Source organism: Micromonospora sp. LA-10 (genome assembly GCF_051853095.1).
GTDB classification, from domain to species: Bacteria; Actinomycetota; Actinomycetes; order Mycobacteriales; family Micromonosporaceae; genus Micromonospora; species Micromonospora echinospora_A.
The window spans coordinates 3,704,305-3,720,240 of record NZ_CP195710.1 but is presented as its reverse complement, the minus strand read 5'-3'; the positions used below and the strand labels follow the sequence as shown (position 1 = coordinate 3,720,240).

Genomic DNA, 15,936 nt, shown 5'->3' with positions numbered 1-15,936 from the left:
CCGGCGCGCGTCAGGTGAGGACGGCGGCGAGCCACGCGCCGCCGAGGATCGCCGGGCCGAACGGCACCGGCGTGTCCCGGCGTACCCGGCCGGCGGCGAGCAGGACGAGCACCGCGACTCCGGCGAGCACGTGCGGCAGGAGCAGTCCGAGGCGCAGGGCCGGCCAGCCGAGCCAGCCCAGCGGCAACCCGAGCGCGGCGGCGAGTTTCACGTCGCCGAACCCGAGCCGGGCCCGGGGCAGCAGCGCCAGCAGCGCGTACCCGATGAAGGAGAGCGCGGCCCCGGCTGCCGCGACGGCGAGGCGGCGCGGTTCGCCGGTCGCCGCCGTGGCTGCGGTGAGGCCGAGTCCGCCGCCGAGCGCGGCCACGCCGACGAGCGGGTCGGGCAGGCGCAGCGCTGTCAGGTCGGTGACCGCGAGGACCAGCCCGACGGAGGCGACCAGCAGCAGCGTGGGGAGCGCCGGGTCGTCGCCCCGGGCGGCGGCGAGCCCGCCGAACGCCACGGCGCCGACCGAGGCGAGGACAGCTCGCCGCGGAGCGCGCCGCCCGGCGGCCCGATCCGCGCAGAACAACCGGCCGACCGGTACGGCCACCCACCCGGCCGGCGCGCCCAGCAGCGCGATCCCCGTCACCAGCAGCGCCGACACGGGCCGGGACGCTACCGCCCGGCGGGTTCCCCGACGGTCCCGTCGACGGGTTGTGGCGGGGACCGGCGGGGTCGCTCGGTGCTCACCACCACCGCCACGCCGACCACGATGACCGCGCCGCCCAGCAGCACCTGCGAGGTGATCGGCTCGGCGACGAACAGCGCGCCGAGCGCCACCGCGACCACCGGGTTCACGTACGCGTACGTGGAGACCAGGGAGATCGGCGCGTGCGCGAGCAGCCAGACGTACGCGGTGAAGGCGACGAGCGAACCGGCCACCATCAGGTAGGCAAGCGCCGCCCAGGACCGCCCGGTCACCTCGGCGAAACTGAAGCCGCGCAGCTCGCCACGGGCGACGCCGACCAGCGCGAGCACCACCGCGCCGGCCGTCATCTCGTAGACGGTGGCCACGAACGGGTCGGCGGGCATCCGGATCCGCCCGGACAGGTACGAGCCGACCGACCAGCTCGCGGCGGCCGCGACCACTGTCAGCGCGCCGGCCACCGGCACGCCGTCCACGCCGTCGCGGGGCAGCACCAGCACGACGAGGCCGGCGAACCCGAGCGTCACCCCGGCGAACGTCCACGGCCGGGGCCGGTCCCCGCCCATGGTCCGCAGCAGCACCACCAGCAGCGGCACGGTGGCCACCAGCAGCGCGGCCACGCCCGAGGGCACCGCGGTTCCGGCCGGACCCGACTCGGCGAGCACCACCAGTCCGTTTCCGCCGGCGAGCAGCAGCACGCCGATCAGCGCGGCGGAGCCGACGCGGCGCGCGGGCACCCGAAGCGCGCCGGGTCCGCGTCGCAGGCGCAGCACCACGGCGAGCACCACGGCGGCGGCGGCGAACCGCATCGCGGCGGAGATCAGCGGCGGCAGCGACTCGACGGCGACCCGGATACCCAGGTACGTCGAGCCCCAGAGCAGGTAGACCAGCACGAGTGCGGTCCAGATCAGGGCGGTACGGGTCGGCGGCGTCGCGGAATCGACAGCGTTCGTCGCACTCGTGGGGCGTGAGCTCATCGAGGGACCACGCTACGGTGGCCACGGCGTCGGCGTCCCCAGTTGGTGGCCGGCCTCTCAGCACTGGCGTACGCAGGAGGCGTTCATGTCGAACTTCGGTCCACCGGGCGGCGGCTCCCCCGACCCCTGGGGACGGCCCGACGACGGCTACGCCCCGCAGCCCGATCCGCGCTACGCGCCGCAGGGCGCGCGGCCGTACGGCCCGCCCGAAGATCAGTACGGGCCGCCGACCCACCAGTACGGGCCCGCCGACCGGTACGGCCCGCCGGCTGATCAGTACGGCCCGCCGACGCAGCGCTACGAGCCGGGTCCGGCCTGGTCCCCCGGCCCGCCGCAGCAGGGTCACCCGGCCGGCCCCTACGCCGGCCCGCAGTACGGCGGCGGGGAGCCCCCGTACGCCGAGCCGACGCCGCCGAAGCGGGGCAAGGGGCCGCTGCTGGTGGTCGTGGTCGTGCTGGCGGTGCTGCTGCTCGGTGGCGCCGGGGCGTACTGGATGCTCGGCCGGGACGACGAGAGCCCGACCGCGGGGACGACGGCGGCCACCGCGCCGGCCGCGGATCCGACCGAAGCGGCGCCGAGCGATCCGGCGGAGGAGTCGCCCACGGCGCCGGCGCCGGCCTCGTCGACCGATCCGCGTTTCGTGAAGGCGGGCCAGTGCGTCGCCAACGAGGGCGGCGGTGGGCAGCCGAAGCTGGTGATCGCCGACTGCGCCCCGAAGACGTACGAGGTGCTGCGGCGCGTCGACGGCGCGACGAGCGGCAAGAAGGACGCGGAGGCGAAGTGCGGGAAGGTCGACGGGTACACCGACTGGTACTTCTTCGACAGTGAGCTGGACACGCTCGACTTCGTGCTCTGCCTGAAGCGCCGCTGAGGACCCCGGCCGGTCCGTACCCAAAACTAGGGCTGTCTAGCATCCACGCTAGACAGCCCTAGTTTTATGTCGAGGCCGACACGCGGTAGCCGCCTCTACGCACGTCTAGCCTGGTCGCTAGAGAACCCGATACTGTGCGATTCGTGGATCCGGTCCGCAACCCGTACGCGCCGGGCGCCGGCCAGCGCCCGCCCGAACTCGCCGGGCGGGGGCGGGAACTCGACGTGTTCGACGTGGTGCTGGAACGCATCGCGCGCGGCCGCCCCGAACGCAGCCTGATGCTCACCGGCCTGCGCGGCGTCGGCAAGACGGTCCTGCTCAACACGCTGCGGTCCGAGGCGATCAACCACCTCTGGGGCACCGGCAAGATCGAGGCGCGGCCGGACCAGTCGCTGCGCCGGCCGATCGCCGCCGCGCTGCACATGGCGGTCCGTGAACTGGCGCCCCGGCACCGCGCCCCGGACCGGATCGACGCCTTCCTCGGCGTACTCAAGGCGTTCGCGCAACGCTCCGCGCCCACCGGACGCGGTGGCGCGGCGCCCAAGCTGCGCGACCGCTGGCAGCCCGGCATCGACGTGCCCGCGAGCAGCGGGCGCGCCGACTCCGGCGACATCGAGATCGACCTGGTCGAGCTGCTCAGCGACGCGGCGGCGGTCGCCACCGACGTCGGCACCGGCATCGCGATCTTCATCGACGAGATGCAGGACGTCGGCGCCGAGGACGTCTCCGCGCTCTGCGCCGCCTGCCACGAGCTGTCCCAGCTCGGCGCGCCGCTGATCGTGGTGGGCGCGGGCCTGCCGCACCTGCCGGCGGTGCTCAGCGCCGCCAAGTCCTACTCGGAGCGGCTCTACCGCTACCAGCGCATCGACCGGCTCGACCGGATCGCCGCCGACCAGGCGCTCTGCGCGCCGGCCGAGCGGGAGGAGGTCGAGTACGAGCAGAAAGCCCTCGACCTGCTCTACGAGAAGTCCGGTGGCTACCCCTACTTCGTCCAGGCGTACGGCAAGGCCACCTGGGACCACGCCCCCCGCTCGCCGATCACCGCGGCGGACGTCCGGGTCGCCGCGCCCGAGGCGGAGGCGGAGCTGGCGGTGGGGTTCTTCGGCTCCCGGTTCGAGCGGGCCACCCCGGCCGAACGCGAATACATGCGCGCCATGGCCACGCTGGCGCTGGTGGACGGCGAGGAGGGCGGCCGCGACGACATGGACGCTGCGGTGCCCACCGCCGAGATCGCCCGCGCGCTCGGCCGCAAGCCGGCCAGCCTCTCCCCGGCCCGTGACGCGCTCATCAAGAAGGGGCTGATCTACTCCGGGGAGCGCGGGACGGTGGCGTTCACGGTGCCGCACTTCGGCCGCTACCTGCGCACCCAGCCGACCTGACGGCTCCGACCGCTCACACCTGAACCGCTCAGACCCGCGACCACGGCGGCGGGAAGACCACCTCGCCGGACGGGGGCGGCGGCTCCTCGCTCACCGACGGCGGCAGCACCAGCGCCTGCCACGGCTCGCCCAGCCCGGACCAGGGGCTGGTCAGGCCCAGCCGGTCCGCCCGGCCGAACCCGAACCGCCGGTAGTACGCCGGATCGCCCAACACCACCACCAGCCGCTCGCCCAGCTCGGTGGCCGCGTCCAGCGCCGCCTGCACCGCCGCCGTGCCGTGACCGAGCCGCTGCCGGTGCCGCGCCACAGCCACCGGGCCCAAGGCCAGCGCCGGCCACACGCGGCCGGCGTCGGTGCGTACGCCCACGCGCGTGAGCAGCGCGTACGCCACCACCTCGCCGCCGTACTCGGCGACCATGGCCAGCTCGGGAATCCACGCCGGGCTGTGCCGCAGCTCCTCGACCAGGCCGACCTCCGGCGGGGTGGCCACGTCGGGCCGGGCGAAGGCGGCGGCCAGCACCCGGGCCACCGCCGGCTCGTCGGCCGGGCCCTCCGGGCGTAGTCGCAGCGTCGTCACCCGCGCGACCTTACCGAACGCGACCGGTCCATCCGCGACGGTCGCTGAAATCGATACCGTCCGGACGTCCACGTCGGCCGATACCTTTCGTGTGTTGCGGGGATGACGACGCCCGCGACGGGGTAAGACTGAGCCATGAAGCCCGTGCGCTCCCTCGCCCGAGTCATGTTGAGCGGCATCTTCGTGGTCAGCGGCGCCCGCAACCTGCAGAACCCGGAACGGCTGGTGCAGGCTGCGGAACCGGTCACCGGGAAGTTCGCCCCGCTGATCCGCAACGTCCACCCGCGCATCCCCACCGATACGTTGACGCTCATCCGGGCCAACGCCGCCACCCAGCTCGTCGGCGGCCTGATGCTGGCCACCGGCCGGTTCACCCGCCCGGCCGCGCTGGTGCTCGCCGGCTCCCTGATCCCGACCACGGCCGCCGGTCACGCCTTCTGGAAGAACGACGACCCGGCGGCACGCAACAACAACCAGGTCCACTTCCTGAAGAACCTCGGCCTGCTCGGTGGCCTTCTCCTCGCCGCCGCCGACACCGAGGGCAAGCCGGGGCTGCGCTGGCGCGCCAGCCACCGGATCGACCACTCGCGCCGGTCGGTCAAGCGCGCGGTCCGCACCGCACGCCGCGATGCGAAGATCGCCGTACGCTCCGCGGCGACCGCCCGCAGAATGCCTGGCTGACAGCCCTTTCGTACGGCCACCACCCCCGCAAGGCCACCAATCACCTGAACCGTCCGAGACCCGTTAACGCGGCGGAAATGTCGCAAACACGTGTGGGATCGGACACGGTCGCGTAACGCGGGAGGCAGCAACGTGAGGCGCCGTTCTAGGCTCCGTTCTGGACCTGGACGGGTACGACGACCTTGGTACGGGGGTGGCCACGCCATGCCGACGGCAGTCGGTAGACGGACCAACCGCCTCGCCCCGACCTCCCGCGTCGACCGCCGGTCCGTCGTGCGCCTCGGCGTCGTGGCCGCCGTCTCGTACGCCGCGTGGCTGGCCATCGGCGCCTTCGGACGGCCATACAACTTCTTCGACATGAAGATCTACCACGGCGCTGTGGTGTGGTGGGCCAGCGGCAACGAGCTGTACGACTTCGTCGCGCCGTCGACCACACTGGGCTTCACCTACCCGCCGTTCGCCGGCCTGGTCATGCTGCCGATGTCCTGGCTGCCGGTCGACGGCGCCGGTTTCGTCAACGCGCTGGCCAGCATCGGCGCGCTCGCGGTCGTCCTGGCGGCGCTGCTGCGCCCCATCGTGGACCGGCTCGGCTGGCCGCTCTGGTTCACCGTCGGCATCGCCACCCCGCTCGCGGTAGCCATCGAGCCGTCCCGGGAGACGCTCGGCTACGGCCAGGTCAACCTGCTGCTGTTCGCGCTGATCATGGCCGACATGGTGGGCCTGCGCTGGCGCGCCAAGCGGGGCACCCACCACGAGACCGCCGACTCGCCGCTGGCCCGGTTCGTCTACAGCGGCGCCTGGGCGGGCGTCGGCATCGGCCTCGCGACCGCCGTCAAGCTCACCCCGGCGCTGTTCGTCGCCTACCTGATGCTCACCCGGCAGTGGCGGACCGCGCTCACCGCTGTCGGCACCACCATCGGCGTGACCATCGCGTCGTTCGGTGTGGTCGGCGAGGAGTCCCGCGCCTACTTCACGAGCGTGCTGTGGCAGACCGAGCGGGTCGGTGCGGCGGACATGACCGCCAACCAGTCGCTCGCCGGGCTGCTGGCGCGGCTCTACGACTCGATCGAGACGCCCGGTCTGCTCTGGCTCGCCTTCTCGGTGCTGCTCCTGGCGCTGGGCCTGTCCCGGGCGATCAGCGCCCGCGCCGACGGCGACGAACTGACCGCGTTCACACTCGTCGGGCTCACCGCCAACGTGATCAGCCCGATCTCCTGGTCGCACCACCTGATCTGGGTCATCCCGGCGATCATCGTGCTGGCCGACGCCGCGGTACGCCGCCGCGACGCGAGCCGTGGCGTGCCCCTGCGCGGCAGCGGGCCCTCGGCCAACGGGGTGCCCGCGCTGCGCCCGCCCATCTGGTACCCGACGCTCACCGGGCTCCGCCACGGCGCCGGCGCGCTCGGGCTCTACCTGCTGTTCCTGATCTCACCGATCTGGCCGTACGAGCACCAGCTCCCCGAGGTGTCCCACTACCAGGACGGCCTGTTCGGCGCGCTCATGGAGAACTCCCTGGCCATCGCGCTGATCGTGCTGGTCGCGGCGCTGCCGTGGCGTCCGGGCGCCGAGCCGGCGTTCTACCACGACCGGTTGAGCCGAGCCGGCACGCTCGCCGCCCGGCGCTGAGCGTTCAGGGGCAGTTCACCCATTCCTCGGTGCCGTCGTCGAACACCTGCCGCTTCCAGATCGGCAGCCGCGCCTTGACCTCGTCGACCAGCCGCGCGCACGCGGCGAACGCCGCCGCCCGGTGCGCCGTGCTGACCGCTGCCACCAGCGCCACGTCGCCGATCTCCAGCGGGCCGATCCGGTGCGACACCGCTACCGCGTACACCGCCGGGTCGGCGGCGATCTCGGCCGCCACCTCGCGCAGCACCGCCTCGGCGGTGGGGTGGCCCTCGTACTCCAGCCGGGTGACTCCCCGCCCGTGGTCGTGGTCGCGGACCACGCCCTGGAAGGACACCACCGCGCCGGCCCGGCGGTCGGCGACCGCCGCCTCGTGCTCGGCCAGGTCGAGCGGCCGGTCGGTCACCGCGCCGAGCACCACGCCTGCCTCCACTGTCACGACGTCTCCCGTCGGCTCGTTCGTCGCGCTCACCCGGCACGCTCCCCGGGGGTCAGCGGCAGCGGCACGAGCGGCACCCGGTCGCCGGCCGCGCCACTGGTGCCGGGCCGGATCACGGCGAAACCGTCCGCGCCCGCGAGACCGCGCAGCATGGCCGAGCCGACGTGCCGCACCGGGTACGCGGTGCCGGCGATCCGGTCCCAGCGGGCCAGCGCCAGATGCGTGTAGTCGCCGCGCCCGGGAATCGGCTCGGCCAGCGTCACGTGCGGCAGCACCGGCATCGGCCGGCCGGTGAGACCGGCGAGCAGCGGCGCGACGAGCGACACGAGCGCCACCACCGCGGACTGCGGGTTGCCGGGCAGGCCGGCCACGAACCGCACCCGCCCGTCGTCGTCCACCAGCCGGGCGAGCAGCATCGGGAAGCCCGGGCGCACCGCCACCGTGTTGACAACGTAGTCGGCGCCGAGCGCCTCCAGCGTCGGGTGCAGGTGGTCGACCGGCCCGTGCATGGTGCCGCCGGTGGTGCAGACCAGGTCGGCGTTGGCGAGCGCGCCACGCAGCGCCGCCACGTGCGCGGGCAGCGTGTCGGCGACCGGGCCGACCACGTCGGCCATACGCACCTGGCAGCCGTAGCGGCGCAGCCACGCGGGCACCGACGGGCCGAGCGCGTCGCGGACCCGGCCCGCGCCGGGCGGACCCGAGGTGAGCAGCTCGTCGCCGAAGACCAGCAGCGCGGCCCGGGGTGGGCGGCGGACCCGCAGCGTGTCGTGCCCGCAGGAGGCGGCCAGGCCGATCACCGCCGGATCCACCGGCGTGCCGGCGGGCAGCAGCTCCTCCCCGAGGTACGCCTCCTCGCCCGGCTCCCGCCACTCCGGCTGCGTACGGGGAGTGCCGGTCACCAGGCCGTCCGCCGTGCGGGCCGACTCCTCGATCCGCAGGATCGCTGTCGTGCCCTCGGGAACCATCGCGCCGGTGGCGATCTCGACAGTGCTGCCGTCGGCCTCCAACGGCGCCGCGGTGTGTCCGGCGAGCACCCGGCCGACCACCTGCCACGGGCCCGGGCCACGCACCGCCCAGCCGTCCACGCTGGAGGTGGGGAACGCCGGCAGGTCGGTACGCGTCGTCAGCGGCTCGGCCAGCGTGTGCCCGTCGGCCTCGGCCAGCGGACGGGCGACGGCGGGGAGCGCGGCGGACAGGCCCACCGCGTACACCCGGGAGCGGGCCTCCTCCCAACCGGCCGGGGGTGGCGTGGCCGCCTCGGCCGCGGCGGCTTCGGTTTCCGTGCTCATCCGGCGAGCCTAGCGCCGGGGCACGCGGCCCGCGGGCTCAGTGGTCGCCGCCGCGAAGCTGGTCGACGGCGTGCCGCAGGATCGGCCCGAGCACCGCCAGGCCGTCGCGGGCGCCGCCCCGCGAACCGGGCAGGTTGACCACGAGCGTCCGGCCGGTCACTCCGGCCAGCCCGCGGGACAGCGCCGCGGTCGGCACGGTGTCGCGGCTGTACGCGCGGATCGCCTCGGCGATGCCGGGGATCTCGTAGTCGAGCAGCGCGCGGGTCACCTCGGGCGTGCGGTCGGTCGGGGTGATGCCGGTGCCGCCGCTGGTCAGCACCACGTCGACGCGCTCCTCGCGGGCGGCGAGCAGCGCCTGACCGACCGGGTCGCCGTCCGGCACCACCACCGGCGGGTCGACCTCGCAGCCCAGCTCACGCAGGCCGGTCACGAGCAGCGGGCCGCTGGTGTCCTCGTACACCCCGGCGGCGGCCCGGTTGGAGGCCACGATCACCCGGGCCCGGATCACGGCCGGTCCTCCGGCCGGACCCACTCGCCGGTCTTGCCGCCCTCCTTGCGGAGCACCCGGACGGCCTCCACCGAGGCGGCCGGGTCGACGGCCTTGACCATGTCGACCAGGGCGAGGCCGGCGACCGCCACCGCGGTCAGCGCCTCCATCTCGACGCCCGTGCGGTCGGCGGTCTTCGCGGTGGCGGTGATCTCCACCGTGTCGGCGGTGAGGTCGAGGTCGACCGTGACGCCGTGCAGCGCGATCGGGTGGCAGAGCGGGATCAGGTCGGGCGTGCGCTTGGCGCCCATGATGCCGGCGAGCCGGCCGACGGCGAGCGCGTCGCCCTTGGGCAGGCCGTCGCGGCGCAGCAGCTCGACCACCTCGGCGGTGGTGCGGAGACGGCCGGCGGCGACCGCGAGCCGGCCCGAGACCGGCTTGGCGGAGACGTCGACCATCCGGGCTGCGCCGGCCGGGTCGACGTGGGTGAGCTGCGCGGGTTCGGTCACGGCCCGACCCTATCCGCCGGGTACGACGACGCGCGTGCTCCGGCCGTCGGCGGGGAGGAGCGCCACGGCGGATGCCGATGCACAGCGGCGCCCCTCCCTCGCCTGCCCACCGCCGATTTGCTGGGGGGAAATTGACGGTGGGGGCCTCGTTCGGCCTGGTCCACACGACCGGTGAACCCTCCCCGTGGCCGACGACGGGACGCTAACGGAGCCCGCGATAAGAAATCGATAAGCCGGATCAGGCCGGTGGTGAGGGCGTCCCGGCGAGCTGTCGGCCCAGCTCGTGACGCTCGGGGGCGCCCATCCGTTCGAAGATCGCCGGGGCGCGCTGCCGGTATCGCCGCGCCTCGGCCGGCTGCTCGGCCGCCAGGTGTTCGGCCAGGCCGCTGAGGGCGCGGGCCTGCTCGTACGGGTGGGCGATCCGGGTGGCGATGGCCAGGGCTTCCTCGAACACGGCGGCAGCCTCCCCGCCTCGGCCCATGGCTCGCAGGGTGACGGCCAGCTCGTTGCGCGCCTCGGCCTGGACGTGCCGCTCACCGGAGGCGGCGGCGGCCTCGATGGCGGCCTCGTGGTGCCGCAACGCCTCGTCGTAGCGGCCGAGCTGGCGGTAGGTCCCGGCGAGGTCGCTGATCGTCTCGGCGCGTCCGAAGCCGTTGCCGGTGCGGTCCCGGAGTGCCAGCGAAGCGCGCAGCAGCCGCTCGGCCTGCGTGTTCTGCCCGAGCCGGTACCTGACGCCACCCAGGTGCCCCAGCGCGTTCGACATGTGGAACAGGTCCTGCCGGGTACGCGCGACGAAGAGGTGGAGCCGGTGAACCGCCGTCGACTCGTCATTACGGCCCAGGTAGCGAAGCGTGAGGCCGAGGTTGGGCAGGACGGGCAGGGTGTCCAGCACGGTGCTGCGCAGCGTCAGGCGGTTGATCTCCAGCGACTGCTGGAGTCGCCCGGTGAGCCAGTGCACCGCGCCGAGGTTGAACCGCGCCCGCTGCGCGCCCGCCTCGTCACCGAGCCCGATGAGGATCGAGACGACCTCGTGCAGATGCGTGGAGGCGTCCTGGAAGGCGCCGGTACGCACGCAGGCCGACGCGAGGTAGTTGTGCATGAGCGCCACGGCGTGCCGGTCTCCGCAGCGCTGGGCCGCCGCCAGACCCGCCGCATGGGTGGCGTAGATGTCGTCGAAGTAGCCGCGTGTGTAGAAAAAGCGCCAGTCGGCACGCGCGAGCTGCCATGCGAACTGGTCGTGACCCTCCTCCGCCGCTTGGCGGACGAAGGCGACCAGGTTCAGGCGCTGCTCCTCCAGCCAGTCGAGGTCGCCGTGACCGCGCCCGACGAGCAGGTCCGCCCGGCGTGGCTCCCCGAGCCGGAGGTGCTTCGCGAGTACGCCGTCGTCCTCGAGCCGCGCCGAGGCCCGCACCACCGAGTGCAGCAGATGATCCAGCAGGTTCCGGACCGCCGCGTGCCGGGACGGGGACTCGTCCTCCTGACGGGCCAACTCGGAGGCGTACCGCCTCATCAGATCGTGCAGGCGATACCGGCCCGCCGCTGTCTCCTGCACGAGGTTGCGGTCCACCAGTTCGTCGAGGATGTCCGCTGCCTCCCGCCACGGCAGATCGTTGAGGGCGGCGACCATGGCGGTGTCGAGGTGGCTGCCGGCGACCAGCCCGAAGGACCGGAAGGTCCGCTTGCACGCCTCGTCGAGCGGCTCGTACGACTCGGCGAACGCCTCGATCACGCTCCGCGCCTCGGTACGGAGACCGGGCAGGAGCATCGACCTGTGGTTCAACCTCTCGACGAGGTCGGAGATGCGCCAGTCGGGCCGGTGGGCGAGGCGGGTGCCGGCCAGCCGGACCGCGAGTGGCAGGCATCCGCAGATGCCGACCAATTGCCGCGCGGCCTCCGGGTCGGCCGCCACCCGCCCGTCTCCGACAAGCGTGGTGAGCAGTTGCAGCGCCTCGGGCTCGGAGAGAACGGCGATGGACACCGGCGGCCGTTCGGTGAGCGCCAGCAGGCGGCGCCGGCTGGTGACGAGCACCACCGCCGGTCCGGAGGTGGGCAGCAGCGGTTCGACCTGCGGGCTGTCCGCGGCGTTGTCGAGCACCACAATCACGGATCTCATGGCCACTTCCCGTCGCCACATCTCCAATCGATCGGGCAGTTCCATCGGTATCCGGTCGGCCGGCACACCCATTTGGCGAAGAAGGATGTCAAGCACCGCGGCAGGCGTCATCCACGTGTCCTCGGTGTGCCCGCGCAGGTCGACGAAGAGCTGCCCGTCGGGGAAGCGTTCGGCCAGCCGCGAGGCCACGTGCAGGGCAAGAGTCGTCTTGCCGCAGCCCGCCATGCCGTCGATCAGACGGATCGTCGGGCCGCTACCGGATTGCTCGCTCACGTCGTGCAATAAGCGATCGACAATTTCCTTCCGGCCGACGAAGTCCGGCACTGTGCGCGGCAGCCAGTTGCGCTTGTGAGCGCCTTTCTGAATTGTGTCCGCTTCGTGGACGGAGTCGGGAAGCCGTCGACGGGCGAGGGCGGCGGCGACCCGTAGGTGCTCCATCTCCTCGCTGGGTGGCACACCCAGTTCGTCGGTGAGGGCCTCGCGCGCGGCGCGATAGACGGCCAGCGCGCCACCCGCGTCGCCGGCCGCGATGAGGGCACGCATCAGGAGACACTGCGCTCGTTCCCACAAGGGCTGCCGGGAGACCTCTTCACGCAGTAGCGACACCGCCGATTCCGGATGCCCCAGGATGAGATGCGCCTCCGCCAGCGACTCCAGCGCTGCTCGGCGTTCCTGGCTCGTGGCCTCTCGCCGGGCCGTCAGCACCGGCCCCAGCGTCAGCCCCGCGAGCAGCGGCGCCGTCGTCTCGCCCACATCCTTCAGCAACGGGACCGCCTGCGCCGGCTCTCCCGCTCGCATCAGCTCCCGGGCATGGCGCCACCGCGCGGTCAGCCGGTGCAGGTCGATCAGCCTCTCGTCGGCGAAGAGCCGGTAGCCACCCGGCTCACGGACGATCCTGAGCCTGTCGTCCCCGTACGCGTCAAGGCTGCGCCGTAGGTTGCCGGCGTACGTCCGGACGTTGGCGATCGCGGAGCGGGGCGGATCGTCGGGCCACAGCTCGTCCACCAGGTCGTGCATCGGGACCAACTGATTGGCCCGCACGACCAGCAGCGCCAGGACCACCTGCTGTTTGGGGGTTCCAAGCGAGAGGTCCGCGGCACCGAGCCGCACCGCCAGACCACCGACAACTTGGATTTCCATGCTGCTGTTCCAGCCTCAGTCGGCTCTTGTCCACGCCAGGCCGCAGCGTAATCGATTTGCCACAAAGCCGTTGCCCCTTGCCAAGGGCCCGCCGCACCACTGCCGATCCTCACCCGACCCGACCACAGAAGCCGCCCAAAGCACGGTTGTAATGTTCCGCCGCCGCGACGACGCTACAGGCGACGTAAGCCTCCTCTGCCTATCTGATGGCGCTGAGCGACTGCGCGGGTACGTGAAGGAGACGATCGGCTCCGCTCCGCACACCGCGCGTGGACAGAACGTCATTTAATCGGTGATACTTACTTATATTGCGCATACCGACATTAATTCTTTCGAACCACTCGGATATCCCCTAATCTGCCTTCAGGCAGCAGGGCGCACATAGGCGCCAAGAAGGCACAGCACGGCCGGCGGGCAATTCGCGAATCAGACCGGAGCAACGACTTCGGCCCACCGCGATTCCGCCCCGTAGCGATATCCGAAGGAGGCAGCACAATGCGCAGCACCGAATGGGGATGAGTTTCCCGGCCACGGGCGAAGCGGTAGGCTGCCGCTCATCGCATACCGACGGTGAGCGGCGGGTGACTCCGGTTGAGCCGAGCGACGGAAAGCCGAACGGCTGTCGACTCGCGCCTGCGCGGGATCGTCTACACGCTGGTCGCGGGGGCGACGATCGTCGCCCTCACCGCGATCTTCTCCGCCCGCACGCAACACCCTGACTCCGCACGTGACTTCGTCACCGTCACGGCCCTCGTGCTGACGGTGACGCTGGCCACCGTCATCAAGACACGTCTCCGGATCCGCTCGACCACCTTCTACTTCGCCTGGGTCGAGACCGCGATCGTCATCGGCCTCGCCGTCGCTCCGCCCTCGTGGGTCATCCTGGCCACCGGGATCGGCGTGGCATGCGGATCGGTGACCCGCCTCGCCCCCATCAAGGTGGCGTTCGCCATCGCGAAGCACACACTGGTGGCCGGCGGAGCCACGCTCGCCGCACTGGCCCTGGGCAGTGCATGGCCACCCCACGAACCTCTCGGCATCGTCGTGCTGCTGGGGTTCGTCTACCTGGTGGCCGCGGTCCTCGACGACGTCCTCGCGATCCCGGTCATCGCGCTCGCCTCCGGCACGCCCGTCCTCCGGCAGTTCCGCGACGACCTCGACCTCCGCATCGCCGGCTTCGGCCTGCGGTTCCTGGTGGCCGCCTGCACCGTACTCATCCTGCGGGTCGACCCCCGGCTGCTGCCGGCCGTACCGGCACTGGTCCTCAGCCTCCACCTGGCCTACTCCAGCCGGATCCGCACCCGCACCGAACAGCAGGCGTGGCAACGACTCGCCCGCGCCACCGACGCGCTCAACGTGGTCGACCTCGACCAGGTGCTGACCACCGCCGTCACCGAAGCCAGCGAACTCTTCTCCGCCGACGAGATCGAGATCGAACTGCGCGAGGGCGGACGCACCGTGCGCGGGAACGCCTCCGGCATCGCGTACGACGGAACGTCGCCCCGGCCCAGCGACATCGACGGCCGGGTCATGCCGGTCCCGCTGGAAGGCCACAACCGCACCGACGACCTCGGCGTGCTGCGCCTGCGGTTCGCCGGTCCGGTCGAGCTCTCCGAGCGGGAGCAGTACACCCTGCGTACCTTCGCCTCCGCCCTCTGCACCGCGGTCCGCAACGCCCAGGCGTACGCCGAACTCGCCCGCATCGCCCAGGACAACGCCTACGCCGCCACCCACGACGCCCTCACCGGCCTGTCCAACCGGCGTCACCTGCTGGACGAGGGCAGCGCCCAGCTCACCACCCGGCACGCCGGCGGCGTCACCGCGCTGGTGCTGATCGACCTCAACCACTTCAAGGAAGTGAACGACACCCTCGGCCACGGCGCCGGTGACCGGGTGCTGATCCAGGTCGCCGAGCGGCTGCGCCGCGCGGCCCGCCCCGACGACCTCGTCGCCCGGCTCGGCGGGGACGAGTTCGCCGTGCTGCTGCGCGGCCTGCCCGCCCCGGCCGTCGCCTCGCACCGCGCCGAGGCCCTGCTCAACGCCCTGCACGATCCGCTCGACGTGGACGGCATGCGGATCAGCGTGGAGGCCAGCGGCGGCATCGCCGTCGCCCCCGCCACCGGCGGGATGCCCGAGTTGCTGCGCCGCGCCGACGTGGCCATGTACCAGGCCAAACGCGCCGGCCAACGCCTCGCCACCTACGCGCCCGCCCGCGACACCGCCGACCTGAGCCGGCTCACCCTCGGCGGTGAACTGCCCCGCGCAGTCGCCGACCACGAATTCACAGTCAACTTCCAGCCCATCGTCGACCTCGGCAGCGGCCAGGTGATCGGCGCGGAAGCCCTCGCCCGCTGGCACCACCCCACCCACGGGCTCATCGACCCGCTGCGCTTCCTCGAAGCCGTCGAACGCTCCGGCCTGCTGCCCGCGTTCGCCGAGGCGATCCTCGACCAGGCTCTCATCGCCGCCGGCTCCTGGCGCAACGCCGGCTTCGACCTGCCCGTCTCGGTCAACGTGTCCCCCCGCAGCCTGCTCGACGCCCGCTTCCCCGGCGCGGTGCTCGCCCGGCTGCGCGCCCACGACCTCCCGCCGGACCGGCTCGTGCTGGAACTGACCGAGACGCTCACGCTCAGCCAACTCGACGTGGTCGACCGCGTCCTCAGCCGCCTGCGCGACTCCGGCGTCCGCCTGGCGCTCGACGACTTCGGCACCGGATACTCGTCGCTCTCCCTGCTCTCCCGCATCCCCGTGCACGAACTGAAGATCGACCGCAGCTTCGTCACCGCCATGGAGACCGCGCCCGAAGCCGCCGCCGTCATCCGCTCCACCCTCGACCTCGGCCGCAGCCTCAACCTCACAGTCGTCGCCGAGGGCGTCGAGAGCGAACCCCAGCGCCGCGCCCTCTGGGAACTCGGCTGCGCCGCCGGCCAGGGCCACCTCTTCGCCCGGCCACTGCCCGCCGCCGCGCTGCTCGCCAGCCTCCAACGCGGCCACGGCGGCCGGACCGGCGCGCTCGCACCCGCCCTGCACGACGCGGGCGCCGTGATCCGCCTCCCCGGACGCCGCGCCGGCGGTGCCCGCACCCGCCCGAACACGTCTGCCGCCGGCGACTCCCGGCAACCCTGACCCCGCCGGACCACCGCGCCGGTCTGCCAGACTGGCC

13 protein-coding genes are annotated in these 15,936 nt (G+C 73.0%); 5 read left to right on the top strand and 8 right to left on the bottom strand.

Annotated elements, in window-relative coordinates; genetic code table 11:
• Nucleotides 1-10: 10 nt before the first annotated feature.
• Together ACSDG8_RS17595 and ACSDG8_RS17590 are read right to left on the bottom strand one after the other, a co-directional pair.
• On the bottom strand, nt 11-646 hold the full coding sequence (locus ACSDG8_RS17595; RefSeq protein ID WP_439427051.1) for a prepilin peptidase: 636 nt from the start codon (nt 644-646) through the stop codon (nt 11-13).
• A gap of 11 nt (nt 647-657) precedes the next feature.
• Nucleotides 658-1,665 (bottom strand): EamA family transporter, encoded by a 1,008-nt coding sequence (locus tag ACSDG8_RS17590; protein ID WP_439427050.1) that lies wholly within the window; start codon nt 1,663-1,665, stop codon nt 658-660.
• Nucleotides 1,666-1,750: 85 nt separating this feature from the next.
• On the opposite strand from ACSDG8_RS17590, the gene ACSDG8_RS17585 reads away from it, so the two are divergent.
• Complete coding sequence (locus tag ACSDG8_RS17585; protein WP_210895336.1) at nt 1,751-2,536, top strand: LppU/SCO3897 family protein; 786 nt, start codon at nt 1,751-1,753, stop codon at nt 2,534-2,536.
• 143 nt (nt 2,537-2,679) lie between these two features.
• Complete coding sequence (locus ACSDG8_RS17580) at nt 2,680-3,915, top strand: ATP-binding protein (RefSeq protein WP_210943045.1); 1,236 nt, start codon at nt 2,680-2,682, stop codon at nt 3,913-3,915.
• A gap of 28 nt (nt 3,916-3,943) precedes the next feature.
• On the opposite strand, the gene ACSDG8_RS17575 is transcribed toward ACSDG8_RS17580, so the two are convergent.
• Complete coding sequence (locus tag ACSDG8_RS17575; RefSeq protein WP_210895334.1) at nt 3,944-4,492, bottom strand: GNAT family N-acetyltransferase; 549 nt, start codon at nt 4,490-4,492, stop codon at nt 3,944-3,946.
• A 135-nt stretch (nt 4,493-4,627) separates the two neighbouring features.
• On the opposite strand from ACSDG8_RS17575, the gene ACSDG8_RS17570 reads away from it, so the two are divergent.
• Nucleotides 4,628-5,173, top strand: coding sequence for a DoxX family protein (locus ACSDG8_RS17570; RefSeq protein WP_210943044.1), 546 nt, complete (start codon nt 4,628-4,630; stop codon nt 5,171-5,173).
• A gap of 204 nt (nt 5,174-5,377) precedes the next feature.
• Nucleotides 5,378-6,799 (top strand): glycosyltransferase 87 family protein, encoded by a 1,422-nt coding sequence (locus tag ACSDG8_RS17565; protein ID WP_210943043.1) that lies wholly within the window; start codon nt 5,378-5,380, stop codon nt 6,797-6,799.
• Nucleotides 6,800-6,803: 4 nt separating this feature from the next.
• Here the strand turns inward: ACSDG8_RS17565 and ACSDG8_RS17560 are convergent, their stop codons facing one another.
• From ACSDG8_RS17560 to ACSDG8_RS17540, 5 genes are all read right to left on the bottom strand, one after another.
• Nucleotides 6,804-7,229, bottom strand: a complete 426-nt coding sequence (locus ACSDG8_RS17560; protein WP_374223557.1) for a molybdenum cofactor biosynthesis protein MoaE — start codon at nt 7,227-7,229, stop codon at nt 6,804-6,806.
• 35 nt (nt 7,230-7,264) lie between these two features.
• Entirely contained in the window at nt 7,265-8,524 is a 1,260-nt protein-coding gene (locus ACSDG8_RS17555) for a molybdopterin molybdotransferase MoeA (RefSeq protein ID WP_210895331.1), read from the bottom strand.
• Nucleotides 8,525-8,561: 37 nt separating this feature from the next.
• The gene (locus ACSDG8_RS17550; RefSeq protein WP_210895330.1) at nt 8,562-9,032 is read right to left on the bottom strand and encodes a MogA/MoaB family molybdenum cofactor biosynthesis protein; all 471 of its coding nucleotides are present in this window, start codon (nt 9,030-9,032) and stop codon (nt 8,562-8,564) included.
• On the bottom strand, nt 9,029-9,520 hold the full coding sequence (moaC, locus tag ACSDG8_RS17545) for a cyclic pyranopterin monophosphate synthase MoaC (RefSeq protein ID WP_073831132.1): 492 nt from the start codon (nt 9,518-9,520) through the stop codon (nt 9,029-9,031). Before moaC ends, ACSDG8_RS17550 begins: the two co-directional genes overlap by 4 nt.
• Nucleotides 9,521-9,758: 238 nt before the next feature.
• Nucleotides 9,759-12,773: an AfsR/SARP family transcriptional regulator gene (locus ACSDG8_RS17540; protein WP_439427049.1), complete on the bottom strand. Its 3,015-nt coding sequence runs from the start codon at nt 12,771-12,773 to the stop codon at nt 9,759-9,761.
• A gap of 591 nt (nt 12,774-13,364) precedes the next feature.
• Between ACSDG8_RS17540 and ACSDG8_RS17535 the strand changes: the two genes are divergently transcribed.
• Nucleotides 13,365-15,899: a putative bifunctional diguanylate cyclase/phosphodiesterase gene (locus ACSDG8_RS17535; RefSeq protein WP_439427048.1), complete on the top strand. Its 2,535-nt coding sequence runs from the start codon at nt 13,365-13,367 to the stop codon at nt 15,897-15,899.
• The last annotated feature ends 37 nt before the right edge of the window (nt 15,900-15,936 follow it).

Bases quoted from the DNA above. Each gene is read 5' to 3' on its own strand.
- ACSDG8_RS17590 (WP_439427050.1), bottom strand. From the start codon at position 1,665: ATGAGCTCACGCCCCACGAGTGCGACGAACGCTGTCGATTCCGCGACG.
- ACSDG8_RS17585 (WP_210895336.1), top strand. From the start codon at position 1,751: ATGTCGAACTTCGGTCCACCGGGCGGCGGCTCCCCCGACCCCTGGGGA.
- ACSDG8_RS17570 (WP_210943044.1), top strand. From the start codon at position 4,628: ATGAAGCCCGTGCGCTCCCTCGCCCGAGTCATGTTGAGCGGCATCTTC.
- ACSDG8_RS17565 (WP_210943043.1), top strand. From the start codon at position 5,378: ATGCCGACGGCAGTCGGTAGACGGACCAACCGCCTCGCCCCGACCTCC.
- ACSDG8_RS17555 (WP_210895331.1), bottom strand. From the start codon at position 8,524: ATGAGCACGGAAACCGAAGCCGCCGCGGCCGAGGCGGCCACGCCACCC.
- ACSDG8_RS17540 (WP_439427049.1), bottom strand. From the start codon at position 12,773: ATGGAAATCCAAGTTGTCGGTGGTCTGGCGGTGCGGCTCGGTGCCGCG.